Source organism: Streptomyces sp. Je 1-369, from assembly GCF_026810505.1.
Taxonomy (GTDB): domain Bacteria; phylum Actinomycetota; class Actinomycetes; order Streptomycetales; family Streptomycetaceae; genus Streptomyces.
Map to the genome: position 1 here is coordinate 7,287,733 of NZ_CP101750.1, position 12,621 is coordinate 7,300,353.

The 12,621-nt window shown below is 69.6% G+C and carries 10 protein-coding genes; 7 read left to right on the top strand and 3 right to left on the bottom strand.

Annotation, left to right across the window (positions count from 1 at the left end; translation table 11 throughout):
- Window positions 1–4: 4 nt before the first annotated feature.
- The 3 genes from NOO62_RS32645 to NOO62_RS32655 form a co-directional block, all read right to left on the bottom strand.
- On the bottom strand, window positions 5–1,621 hold the full coding sequence (locus NOO62_RS32645) for a CocE/NonD family hydrolase (RefSeq protein ID WP_268774387.1): 1,617 nt from the start codon (window positions 1,619–1,621) through the stop codon (window positions 5–7).
- Window positions 1,622–1,737: 116 nt separating this feature from the next.
- Window positions 1,738–2,922, bottom strand: a complete 1,185-nt coding sequence (locus NOO62_RS32650) for a L,D-transpeptidase (protein ID WP_268774388.1) — start codon at window positions 2,920–2,922, stop codon at window positions 1,738–1,740.
- Window positions 2,923–3,056: 134 nt separating this feature from the next.
- Entirely contained in the window at window positions 3,057–3,812 is a 756-nt protein-coding gene (locus tag NOO62_RS32655) for a hypothetical protein (protein WP_268774389.1), read from the bottom strand.
- A gap of 104 nt (window positions 3,813–3,916) precedes the next feature.
- On the opposite strand from NOO62_RS32655, the gene ggt reads away from it, so the two are divergent.
- The 7 genes from ggt to NOO62_RS32690 all read left to right on the top strand — a co-directional run bounded on the left by ggt (window position 3,917) and on the right by NOO62_RS32690 (window position 12,547).
- Window positions 3,917–5,779: a gamma-glutamyltransferase gene (ggt, locus tag NOO62_RS32660; protein ID WP_268774390.1), complete on the top strand. Its 1,863-nt coding sequence runs from the start codon at window positions 3,917–3,919 to the stop codon at window positions 5,777–5,779.
- An 88-nt stretch (window positions 5,780–5,867) separates the two neighbouring features.
- Entirely contained in the window at window positions 5,868–6,119 is a 252-nt protein-coding gene (locus tag NOO62_RS32665) for a helix-turn-helix domain-containing protein (RefSeq protein ID WP_268774391.1), read from the top strand.
- A 98-nt stretch (window positions 6,120–6,217) separates the two neighbouring features.
- Window positions 6,218–7,483 carry a hypothetical protein gene (locus tag NOO62_RS32670; protein ID WP_268774392.1) on the top strand — a complete coding sequence of 422 codons (1,266 nt, stop codon included), beginning with the start codon at window positions 6,218–6,220 and terminating at the stop codon, window positions 7,481–7,483.
- A 194-nt stretch (window positions 7,484–7,677) separates the two neighbouring features.
- Window positions 7,678–8,520, top strand: coding sequence for a nitrilase-related carbon-nitrogen hydrolase (locus NOO62_RS32675; protein WP_268774393.1), 843 nt, complete (start codon window positions 7,678–7,680; stop codon window positions 8,518–8,520).
- A complete protein-coding gene (locus NOO62_RS32680) occupies window positions 8,517–9,800 on the top strand; it encodes an aspartate aminotransferase family protein (protein WP_268774394.1) in 1,284 nt (427 codons plus the stop codon). Before NOO62_RS32675 ends, NOO62_RS32680 begins: the two co-directional genes overlap by 4 nt.
- 61 nt (window positions 9,801–9,861) lie before the next feature.
- Window positions 9,862–11,253 (top strand): dihydropyrimidinase, encoded by a 1,392-nt coding sequence (hydA, locus tag NOO62_RS32685; protein WP_268774395.1) that lies wholly within the window; start codon window positions 9,862–9,864, stop codon window positions 11,251–11,253.
- Between the two features lie 385 nt (window positions 11,254–11,638).
- Complete coding sequence (locus NOO62_RS32690) at window positions 11,639–12,547, top strand: aromatic prenyltransferase (protein ID WP_268774396.1); 909 nt, start codon at window positions 11,639–11,641, stop codon at window positions 12,545–12,547.
- Window positions 12,548–12,621: the final 74 nt, after the last annotated feature.

Consider the following 12,621-nt stretch of genomic DNA (forward strand, 5'->3'; position numbering starts at 1 on the left):
GGGATCACTGCTCGCGCAGGGGAACGGACACGTACGACGGGTCCGCCGCCGGTGAGGAGAAGGTCAGCTGCGCGCCGGACGGGTTGTGCTCGATGTAGAGCGGGTCGACCGTGTCGACGACCAGGGCGAGCCTGTGCCCTGCCGGAACGTCGTAGGCCGTGGAGAACAGCTCCAGGTCCACGCCGAACGGCTTGCCGGGCGTCTTGCCGTGGAAGGTGTACGGCGCGTTGCTGACCAGCTTGCCGAGGCCGAGCGGGCCCACGTCGTAGAGGTACGCGACGAGGGTGCCGCTCTCCTTGGTGCTGGAGAGCGTCGTGTGCAGCTTCGCGGTCCCGCGCACCCGCTGGGCGGACGTGTACCTCTCCGACTGCCAGACGCCCGTGTAGCGGCGCGGGAGCAGCGGCACCGAGGCCGTCGGCGGGATCTTCAGGAACTGGTCGAGGGCGTTGGACAGGATGGCGATGCCGCCGTTGGCGCCCGAGTCGACGTTCGTACGGATGGTGGTGGAGCCCGCCATGTCGATCTTCTTGCGGGTGGGGCCGACCGACTTCCAGTCCGGGTAGCCCTCGTAGCCGCCCGTCGACCGCGACTTGAGCTGGACCGGCTGCTCCTTGTCGATGCCGTTGTCCGCGCCCTTGAGGTAGTGGTCGAACCACCGCTGGGTGGAGGTCCAGGTGTCGTTGGGCAGGCCGAGGAGGCCGGTCGCCTCCGCCGTCGCGTGGTCGCCGGGGCGGAACTCCAGACGCTTGGGGCCCGTCAGGCGCTCGTAGAACTTCGCGTACTGGTTGGGCGGGAAGAGCGTGTCGCCCCAGGCGTTGCCGAGCATGATGGCCGCGCCGTTCTTGTTGATCCGGTCGAGATGCGTCACGGGGGAGCGCTTCGCGCCCCAGGCGATCATCTCGTCCTCCTTGTCCAGGTTGGACCCGAGGAAGTCCTTGAGGGTCTGCTGGAGCTCCGCGCTCGGGCGGCCCGTGAGCGCGCCCGCGCCGCCGAGCAGCGCGGCGGCCTGCGCGTGCTGGGTGCGTCCGCTGTAGATCGAGTCGATGAGGTCGGCCCAGCCGCTCATGGCGGCGACGGCCTTGACCCGCTTGTCGTGCCCGGCGGCGAGCAGGCTGATGCCCGCGCCGTAGGAGACGCCCGCCATGCCGACCTTCTCCGGGTCGGCGGGGGTGTTCGCCAGGGTCCAGTCGATGACCTTGGAGGCGTCCGCGATGTCCTTGGGGCCCGCGGTCTCGATCTCGCCGCCGGACTGCCAGAAGCCGCGCGAGTTGTAACTGACCACGACGTAGCCGGAGTTCGCGAGCTTCTGGGCCTGGGCGACGTACTCGATCTGGGGCATGGCCCAGCTGGTGGGCAGCACGATGGACGGATACTTCGTGCCCGCCTTCGCGCCCTCGGGGGTGAAGACGTTGGCCTTGAGGACCGTGCCGCCGTCGCCGGGAATGTCGACGAAGCGGACGTCGGCGTCGGACGGGGCGGCGGAACCCGCGGCTCGCGGCGCGGCGGCCGGTGCCGCCTGCGCCGCGGGGGCGAGACCGAGGGCGGCGCCGGCGACGAGGGTCGCGGAGACGGCGCCGACGGTGGTCGTGCGCAGGGCGCGGTGGGGGTGCGGAGCTCTCACGGATCACTTCCTCACTCGTTGAAAGTGCAAAGTGACCCGACGGTAACCGCGAACCTTTACCGGGGGTAACCCGTCGGTAAGTTACGCCCCGGTAACGATCGTTGAAGCGTGCACGGTTACTTCAGCGCGCTCTTCGCCTGCCAGTCCGACCAGGAGATGTTCCACTCGCCGTAGCCGTTGCCCGGGTCCGGGTTGCCCTTCGAGCCGCTGCCGGTGACCTCGAAGGGGTCGCCTATCTGGGCCTGGCCGTAGAGCCAGCCCGCGTTGCCGTCGCTCATGCCGACACAGCCCGAGCTGTGGTTGGTGTTGCCGAAGTACGAGGCGTTCCAGGGGGCCGCGTGCGCGTACATGCCCGACCAGGTCAGGCGCATCGAGTAGTCGACCATCTTGTCGTAGGAGTCGCCGAGGCCGACCGTCTCGGAGCGCATGTTGATCGTGCCCTCCTTCGACATCAGGACGGAGGTGCCGCCCCAGGACGCCTTGTCGCCGCCGGGCGTGCCGGCCGACATCGGCAGCGTCTTCACGGTCTTGCCGTCGCGCGTGAGCGACGCCGTCTTGCTGTCCAGGTTCACCTTGACGACCTGGCTCCTGCCGATGGTGAAGTTCGTCGCGTAGTCACGTACGAACCAGTCGTCGCCGCCCGAGTCGATGCCGTTGAGCTGGGCGTCGAGCTTCACCTTCGTGCCGGACTTCCAGTACTCCTTGGGCCGCCAGTCGACGCGGTCCTTGCCGTCGTAGTTCTTGATCCAGCCCCAGGAGCCCTCGGTGTCGTCAGAGGTCGTCACCTTCAGGTGCTTCTCGACCTCGGCCTTGTTGCGCACCGGGTTGTCGAAGGTGATCGACAGGGGCTGGGCGATGCCGACCGTGGTGCTCTTGCCCGGGGCGAGGGTCACCTTGTTGACCTTCTCGGGCGCGGCCGTCCTGAAGGACGACTTCGCGCTGCCGCCCTCGGCGGTGGTCGCCTCCACCTCGTACGTGGTGCCGGGCGCCGCCTTGCGCTCCGACGTCCAGGTGGTGCCGTTCGCCGACACCTCGCCGGGCAGCGCGGCGCCCTTGTCGTCGGCGACCGTGACCTTCTTCAGCTTGCCGTCGGCGAGGCTGACCTTGACGGGCTTGCCCGCCTCGGCCTGCTTGCCGGAGAGGTTCACCTTGATCTGCGGCTTCTCGGCGGCCTCGGCGGAGGACGAGTCGCCGCCGCCCGAGCAGGCGGTCAGGGCGGCGGTGAGCACCGCAAGGCCCGCGGCTGCCGCGTGGCGGGTGCGAAGCGGGCGTCGGCGGCTCGTGGAGCTCTGGGGGGTCAAGGAACGTACCTCCGTGCGAATGTGGAACTGCACGGAGAGAGTCCTGAAGGTGCCTTCAGGTTGCCCGATGTGCGGAAATTGCCTGCTAGGTCACAGAAGAGCCCCGAACGTGTCGGCGCAGGGTGAGCGCGGAGTCACTTGGCGCGATGGGAGGTACGGGCCGACGGCGTGGGGAGCGGGGTCTGGGCGGCGCGTGTCACGTCCGCGACGAGCTCGACGACGTCGGGACCGTACGCCTGTGAGTTGACGACCTTCAGGAGCAGGACGAAGGAGTTGTTGCCGTGCTTGCGGGCGAGCTTCTCGTGGTGGCGGGCCAGATAGCGGGTGGCCGCCTGGCTGGTGACCGCGCGCTGGCCGCAGAAGAGGAAGACGGGTCTCGCCTCCTGGCCCTGGTCGGCGGTGAGGCGGGCGAGGATCACGTACTCGGTGAGACCGGCCTCCAGGCGGTAGCGCTCACTGCCGATCTGGAAGGCCCCGCGGTCGGGCACCGGATCCGGTTCCGAGTTCACGCGGACGCCGGGCAGCAGGGAGTGCATGTGCGCGGCCATCCGGCGGTTCGCCACCGGGTTGCCCACGCAGAACTCGGTGCGCTCGCCGAAGCCCTGCTGGGCCGCGTCGTGCGCGACGACCTGGGCGTGCCCTCCGCACTCCTTGATCACGGCGGACAGCTCGATGAGCGCGAACACGTCCTGGCGCACCACGGTCAGCTCGGGGCCGCCCGCGTCACGGTTCACCACGAGCAGCGACTCGGAGTTGTGGGGCAGCCCGAAGAAGGCCTGCTTGCGGCGGAGCCTGCGCTTCCACAGGTAGCCGCGGGCGAGCCAGCCAAGGACGGCACTGATGCCGACCGCGATCAGGCCGAGGACGAGGTTGCGCACGTCTTCAGTCATGGGGGCGCATGCTAGCGGGCCGCCGGACCCGTGTTCGAGGAGGTCCTGACGTGACGGGCACCGCGAAGTTACGCTGCGCAGACGCTTGTTGACTGGAGGTACGAATGCGTCGCGCTGTCGTACGGAATCTGACGCTATTGGCGGTCGGAGGGGTATTGGTGTCGGTGGGTGCGGCCGCGCCCCCTTCGCCTACGCGCTCGGCGGAACCGGCTTCGCCTACGCGCTCGGCGGAACCGGCTTCGCCCACGCGCTCGGCGGAACCGGCCGCACCGGAGAAGGCGCCGGTCGCCGTCGGCCACGGCGGTGCCGTCGCCAGCGTCGACCCCGACGCCTCGGCGGCCGGTATCGAGGCCCTCAGGAAGGGCGGCAACGCCGTGGACGCGGCCGTCGCCACCGCCGCCGCGCTCGGCGTCACCGAGCCGTACTCGGCAGGCGTCGGCGGCGGCGGATACTTCGTCCACTACGACGCGAAGACCCACAAGGTCAGCACCATCGACGGCCGCGAGACCGCCCCGCGCACCGCCGACTCCGGCCTCTTCCTGGAGAACGGCAAGCCGATCCCCTTCGACCAGGCCGTCACCAGCGGCCTCGGCGTCGGCACCCCCGGCACGCCCGCCACCTGGCAGTCGGCGCTCGACGCCTGGGGCAGCAGAAGCCTCGGCACCCTGCTGAAGCCCGCCGAACGGCTCGCGCGCGACGGGTTCACCGTCGATCCGACCTTCCGCTCGCAGACCGAGTCCAATGAGAAGCGGTTCAGGGACTTCCCCGACACGGCGAAGCTCTTCCTGCCCGGCGGCAAGCTGCCCGTGGTCGGCTCGACGTTCAAGAACTCCGACCTGGCGCGCACCTACCGTGAGCTCGGCCGCAAGGGCGTCGGGACGCTGTACCGGGGCGACCTCGCCAAGGACTTCGTACGGACGGTGAACAAGCCGCCGGTCGACCCGTCGGCGGACCGCGAGGTGCGGCCCGGCGACCTCTCCCTCAAGGACATGAAGGCGTACGCGGTCAAGCGCCAGGCGCCCACGAAGACCTCGTACCGCGGGCTCGACGTGTACTCCATGGCGCCCTCCTCCTCCGGCGGCACGACCGTCGGCGAGGCGCTCAACATCCTGGAGCGCACCGACCTGTCCAAGGCCTCGAAGGCCGAGTACCTGCACCGTTACATCGAGGCCAGCCGCATCGCGTTCGCCGACCGCGGGCGCTGGGTGGGCGACCCCGCCTTCGAGGACGTACCGACGAAGGAACTCCTCTCGCAGCGGTTCGCCGACTCGCGGGAGTGCCTGATCAAGGACGACGCCGTACTCAAGAGCCCGCTCGCGCCCGGCGACCCGCGCCACCCGGAGGCGTGCGGGAAGGGAGACGAGGCGGCCCCGACGACGTACGAGGGCGAGAACACCACGCATCTCACGGCCGCCGACAAGTGGGGCAACGTCGTGGCGTACACCCTCACCATCGAGTCGACGGGCGGCAGCGGCATCACCGTCCCGGGCCGCGGCTTCCTGCTCAACAACGAACTCACCGACTTCTCGTTCGCGCCCGCCGACCCCGCGGTGCACGACCCGAACCTGCCCGGCCCCGGCAAGCGGCCGCGCTCCTCGATCGCCCCGACGATCGTGCTGAAGCACGGCAAGCCCGTGGTGGCCCTCGGCTCGCCCGGCGGCGCGACCATCGTCACGACCGTCCTGCAGACCCTGACGGGCTTCGTCGACCGCGGCCTCCCGCTGGTCGACGCGATCGCCGCGCCGCGCGCGAGCCAGCGCAACGCCGCGCAGACCGAGCTCGAACCGGGCCTCTGGAACAGCCCGTTGAGGGGCTCGCTGGAGGCGCTCGGGCACTCCTTCAAGCAGAACCCGGAGATCGGCGCGGCCACGGGCGTGCAGCGGCTGCCGGACGGCAAGTGGCTCGCGGCGGCGGAGAAGGTCCGCCGGGGCGGCGGCTCGGCGATGGTGGTGCGGCCCGAGAAGTGAGACGGCGCCGCTCGAGTTCTTTTACGCCAATTACTTTACCGGTATTTTAATGCCGGTATACAAATGGGGTTCAGGGTAGGGTGGGGGCATGGTTCGGACTCCTTTGACCCCGGAAGAGCGCGAGCGCGGCGAGCGTCTCGGGATGCTTCTCCGTGAGGCCCGCGCGGAGCGGAGCATGGTCTCGGTCGCCGCGGAGGCGGGTCTCTCCGCGGAGACGCTGCGGAAGATCGAGACGGGGCGCGCGCCGACGCCCGCGCTGTTCACCGTGGCGGCACTGGCATCCGCGCTGGGGCTCTCGCTTGACGAGCTGGTGCGCCGGTGCGAGCTGGTGGTGGCCTGAGTGAGGCCGGTGCAAAACTGCATGTAGTCGTCCCGTAACACGTCTGGTGTTATCTTCCGGGCGGAAGACTCCAGGCTTCACGGGACGGTGCTGGTCAGATGGCAGTGGGACAACTCCCGGTTCAGGTCAGGGAGTTCGCGAGATACCTGAGTGAGCTGTTGGGACGGCTCGACCAGTCGGCGGGCTGGTGCGGCGTGTTCTGGCAGCGCGACCCGGACGGCATGCGGGCCTGTCTGGAAGGCGCGGAGGTGCCGCCCTGGGACGTGGTGCAGGCGCTGCTCCACGACCTCGCGGCCGACCGCGGCATCCCGGAGGCCGAGCGCGAGACCGACACGGCACGCGCGCTGCACCGGGCATCCGTCGCCGCGTACGACGCCCGGCCCGGCGGCCGCGAGCTGCTCAGCGACCGGCTCGACATGATGCTCACGGAGCAGCGGATCGCCCTGGAACGGCAGGCGGACCTGACGCGGCAACTGGGCGCGGCGGCCGACCCCGACGACATCGAACGCATCAACCTGGACCTCGCCTGGGTGCGCGACGACCACGACCGCGCGACGGCGCGCTGCGCCGAGATCCAGGAGCGGATGGACCGCCTCGCCGACGCGGAGCGCCCGTCGTGGGTCGACCTGGGCACGGCGCCGTCGAGCGACGGGTTCGGGGTGTTTCCGGCCGTGTCACCCTCCGAGGGCCCGGACCCGCACCCGGAGTCGTTCCCCGGCTCGTTCCCGGACGACGGACCGCACGTACCCCGCCAGGACCCCGCGCCCGCCGCGGAGGCCCTTTACGGCGCGGCGGCCCTTTACGGAGCGGAGGCCCTTTACAGAGCGGAGCCCGAGTCCCGTCCCGAGCCCGTGTCCGACGCCGTGCGAGAGCTCATCAAGCTGCGCGGCGAGGGCCGCAGCGGCGAGGCGCACGGCGTGCTCGTGGAGGCCGCGGGCTGGCCCGCGGACCGGCTGCCCGAGTTCGCCGTCGAACTGCACCGCGCGGGCCTCTCCGCCGACTGGGCGACGCTGCTGTGGGAGGCCGCGTCGCTGCCGCCGGACCGGCTCGTCGCCCTGGCGGACGCGCTTGCGGGATCCGGCCGCGCCGACGACTGCAGGAAGCTGCTGCGGCAGGGCGTCGCGCGCCCCGCGCCGGAGATCGCCGAGTCGATCGTCGCGCTGCTCGACGCGGGCCGGGAGCGCGAGGCCCGCGCCCTCCTCGACTCCTACCTGCGCGTCCGCACCCCCGAGGACGTGGCCCGCTGCGCGCACACCAACCCGCACCGGCTCATACCCCTGCTCCTGGAGACGGCGCGGGGGGTCTCCGAGGAGCACCACTGGGATCTGGTGCACGCCCTGCGCGTGGCCGGATTCAGCGCCTGACCGGGTCCGGTACGTGGCCCGGCCGGGAGCGGCTGTCGCCCGCACGGGTGCGAAACATGATCGTCTCCACCGGTTGACGGCGATGGTCTTGCTCAGCCCCTCGGGGGAGGCTTACGTTTTCCTGATCCACGCAGCAGGTCTACGTGCGTAGAGGCTCTCTGACGTCCTCTCAAGGGCATACGAAGGAGCAGCTCATGGTCAACGTCGTACGCGCCGCACTGGTCCAGGCGACCTGGACAGGCGACACCGAATCCATGATCGCGAAGCATGAGGAACACGCCCGCGAGGCGGCCCGGCAGGGCGCGAAGGTGATCGGCTTCCAAGAGGTCTTCAACGCCCCCTACTTCTGCCAGGTCCAGGAGGCCGAGCACTACCGCTGGGCCGAGCCCGTACCCGACGGCCCCACCGTCACCCGCATGAAGGAACTCGCGCGCGAGACCGGCATGGTCATCGTCGTCCCCGTCTTCGAGGTCGAGCAGTCCGGCTTCTACTTCAACACCGCCGCCGTCATCGACGCCGACGGCAGCTACCTGGGCAAGTACCGCAAGCACCACATCCCCCAGGTCAAGGGGTTCTGGGAGAAGTACTACTTCAAGCCGGGGAACCTCGGCTGGCCCGTCTTCGACACCGCCGTCGGCAAGGTCGGCGTCTACATCTGCTACGACCGCCACTTCCCCGAGGGGTGGCGCCAGTTGGGCCTGAACGGCGCCCAGCTCGTCTACAACCCCTCCGCCACCTCCCGCGGCCTCTCCGCCCACCTCTGGCAGCTCGAACAGCCCGCGGCCGCCGTCGCCAACGAGTACTACATCGCCGCGATCAACCGCGTCGGCCAGGAGGAGTACGGCGACAACGACTTCTACGGAACCTCGTACTTCGTCGACCCACGAGGCCAGTTCGTCGGCGAACCCGCGAGCGACAAATCCGAGGAACTCGTCGTCAGGGACCTCGACTTCGGCCTCATCGAGGAAGTACGCCAGCAGTGGGCGTTCTACCGCGACCGCCGTCCCGACGCCTACGAAGGGCTGGTGCAGCCGTGACCGATCTGTACGACCGCCACCGGGCCGTGCTGCCCGACTGGCTCGCGCTCTACTACGAGCGGCCCATGGAGCTCACCCACGGCGAGGGACGCCACGTCTGGGGCGCCGACGGCAGGAAGTACCTCGACTTCTTCGGCGGCATCCTCACCACCATGACAGCCCACGCCCTGCCCGAGGTCACCAAGGCGGTGAGCGAACAGGCCGGACGGATCATCCACTCCTCGACGCTCTACCTCAACCGCCCGATGGTCGAACTCGCCGAGCGGGTCGCGGCGTTGTCCGGCATCCCCGACGCCCGCGTCTTCTTCACCACCTCGGGCACCGAGGCCAACGACGCGGCCCTGCTCCTCGCCACCGCGCACCGCCGCTCCAACCAGATCCTGGCGATGCGCAACAGCTACCACGGCCGTTCCTTCACCACTGTCGGCATCACCGGCAACCAGTCGTGGTCGCCGACCAGCCTCTCGCCGCTCCAGACGCTGTACGTCCACGGGGGCGTCCGCAGCCGCGGCCCGTACGCGGCACTGAGCGACGCCGAGTTCACCGCGGCCTGCGTCGCCGACCTGCGGGACATGCTCGGGCAGGGCCGCGGGGGAGTGGCCGCGCTCATCGCCGAGCCGGTCCAGGGCGTCGGCGGCTTCACCTCGCCGCCCGACGGCCTTTACGCCGCGTTCAAGGAGGTCCTGGACGAGCACGGCATCCTGTGGATCGCCGACGAGGTGCAGACGGGCTGGGGCCGCACGGGCGACCACTTCTGGGGCTGGCAGGCCCACGCCGAGAACGGGCCGCCGGACATCCTCACCTTCGCCAAGGGCATCGGCAACGGCATGTCGGTCGGCGGCGTCGTGGCCCGCGCCGACGTCATGAACTCCCTCGACGCCAACTCCATCTCGACGTTCGGCGGTTCACCGGTCACCATGGCGGCCGGCCTCGCCAACCTCGCGTACCTCCTGGAGCACGACCTCCAGGGCAACGCGCGGCGCGTCGGCGGGCTCCTCATCGAGCGGTTGCGCGCGATCTGCGCCCAGCTGCCCGTCGTGCGCGAGGTGCGCGGGCGCGGCCTGATGATCGGCATCGAGCTGGTCGAGCCCGACACCGGCCGGCCCAACCCGCAGGCTGCCGCGGCCGTGCTCGAAGCGGCCCGCGAGGGCGGACTGCTCATCGGCAAGGGCGGCGGACACGACACCAGCGTGTTGCGCGTGGCCCCGCCGCTCTCGCTGACCGTCGCGGAGGCGGAGGAGGGCGCGTCGATCCTGGAACAGGCCCTGCGCAGCGCCTAGTTCACGTACGGTGCGGCCGTCCCGGTCGCCGTACAGGACCGCAGGAAAGGGAGCGCACCACATGAGTACCCGCACTCTGATCACCGGCGGCCTGGTCATCACGGCCTCCGACGAACTGCCCGTCGACGTCCTGGTGGAGGACGGCCGCGTCGCCGCGCTCGCCACCCGCGACAGCCACGGCTGGACGGCCGACCACGTGATCGACGCGTCCGGGAAGTACGTCATCCCGGGCGGCGTCGACGCCCACACGCACATGGAGATGCCGTTCGGCGGCACCCTCGCCGCCGACACCTTCGAGACAGGCACCCGCGCCGCCGCCTGGGGCGGCACGACGACCATCATCGACTTCGCGATCCAGCCCAAGGGCGGCACGCTCGCGGAGGGCCTAGACACGTGGCACGAGAAGGCGGCCGGGCGGTGCGCGGTCGACTACGGCTTCCACATGATCATGTCCGACGTGAACGAGTCCTCGCTCAAGGAGATGGACACCCTCGTCTCCTCCGGGGTCACCTCGTTCAAGCTGTTCACCGCCTACCCGGGCGTCTTCTTCTCAGACGACGGCCAGATCCTCCGGGCGATGCAGCGCGCGGGCGCGAACGGCGGCCTCGTGATGGCGCACGCGGAGAACGGCCTCGCCATCGACGTCCTGGTGGAGCAGGCCCTCGCACGCGGTGAACGGGATCCGCGCTACCACGGAGAGGTCCGCAAGGCGCTCCTGGAGGCCGAGGCGACGCACCGGGTCATCCGGCTCAGCCAGGTGGCGGGCGCCCCGCTGTACGTGGTGCACGTGTCGGCGCGGGAGGCCGTCGCCGAGCTGACCCGGGCACGCGACGACGGACTGCCGGTCTTCGGCGAGACGTGCCCGCAGTACCTCTTCCTGTCCACCGACAACCTCGCGGAGCCGGACTTCGAGGGCGCGAAGTACGTCTGCTCGACCCCGCTGCGCCCCAAGGAGCACCAGGCGGTCCTGTGGCGCGGGCTGCGCACGAACGACCTCCAGGTGGTCTCCACGGACCACTGCCCCTTCTGCTTCAAGGGGCAGAAGGAGATGGGCCGCGAGGACTTCTCGAAGATCCCGAACGGCATGCCGGGCGTCGAGAACCGCATGGACCTGCTGCACCAGGCCGTCGTCGACGGGCACATCAGCCGTCGTCGCTGGATCGAGGTCGCGTGCGCCACACCGGCCAGGATGTTCGGCCTCTACCCGAAGAAGGGCACGATCGCGCCGGGCGCCGACGCCGACATCGTCATCTACGACCCGCACGCCGCACAGATCATGTCGGCGCGGACCCACCACATGAACGTGGACTATTCGGCCTACGAGGGCAAGCAGGTGACGGGACGCGTGGAGACGGTGCTGTCCCGGGGCGTTCCGGTGATCGACAACCGCACGTACGCCGGGCGTGCCGGGCACGGGTCGTTCCTGGAGCGGGGGATCTGCCAGTACGTGTGAGTGCCGCTGCTCGCGGGCGGATACAGGGGCGGGGGCCGGGTGACCGGTCCTCGCCTTTATCAACTTCCCGTGCGTCGACGCGACTTCACGTGATGTGACCCGGGTCACTTCGGCGTTCCCTTGGCTCGAAGGCGCCGCCCGTGTCACTATTTCCGCACGCCGACTCTGCCCAAAAACCGCCGCGAGGCCGTGGGTTGAGCGCCGTGGCCGCCGGTTGGTACAGGCGAGACCGAGTCTCTGCTCGGTTCAGTACCGATACCCCTTCGCATTCCATGCATGCCTGCCCTGTCGCGGGTCATCACGCATGCCCTGATTGACGATCTTAAGCCGAACTGTTTGATGCGCTCTTGTTCGAAACAGACGCCAAGGTCCCAGTGGAGGAAAAATGTCAGAGTTCGCCAATCTGGAAGAGCTGTACTCGATCATCGACAAGACGGCTCAGCTGGTGGACGTCACCGCCTCGCGTGACAAGGTCTGGCCCATCCTCAACGCCTACGAGGACGTCGTCGGGCAGTCCGTCATCTCGTTCCGCGCCTCGACCGGCAGTAGCGCGGACGACCTCGACGCCCGATTCACGATGCTGCCGAAGGGCTTCGACCCATATGCCCGCGCCCTGGAACACGGCCTCATCCCAGAGACGGACCACGCGGTCGGCAGCCTCCTGAAGGAGGTCCACGCGAACACCCCCATCACCAGCTGCGGCGTCGACTTCGGAGTCGCGGGGGGCTTCACGAAGACCTGGTCCTTCCCCAGCGCGGAGAACCTCATCAAGGTTTCCGACCTCGTCGCGCTCCCGTCGATCCCGGCCGGTGTGGCCGCCAACCTCGACTTCTTCAAGAAGTGGGGTCTCGACGAGATGGTCAGTACCGTCGGCATCGACTACCAGAAGCGCACGATGAACCTGTACTTCGGCGGCGGCGTCGGCGACCGCGTGCCGGCCGAGGTCTTCGAGGAGAAGGGTGTCAGGGCGATCCTCGGCGAGCTCGGCCTCTCCGAGCCGAGCGAGGAGCTCCTGCGGTTCTGCGAGCGCTCGTTCGTCATCTACGTGACCCTCAGCTGGGACTCCCCGGCCATCAACCGGTTCACGTACTCGGTCATGACGCCGGAGCCGCTCGGCCTCCCGATCTCGTTCGCCGCGACCTTCGAGCGCCTCATCAAGGATGCCCCGTACGACACCACGGGCCGCAACTACATCTACGGCATCGCGGCGACGCCCAAGGGCGAGTACCACAAGATCGCTTCGTACTACCAGTGGCAGAAGCGCGTGGAGAAGCTGCTGCGTTCCGACTCCTGACCACGGGTTGCCTGTCGGGTCCGAAGTTCAAGGGCTTGCCGGGAGGGCGTTCCACCCCTCCCGGCAAGCCCTTT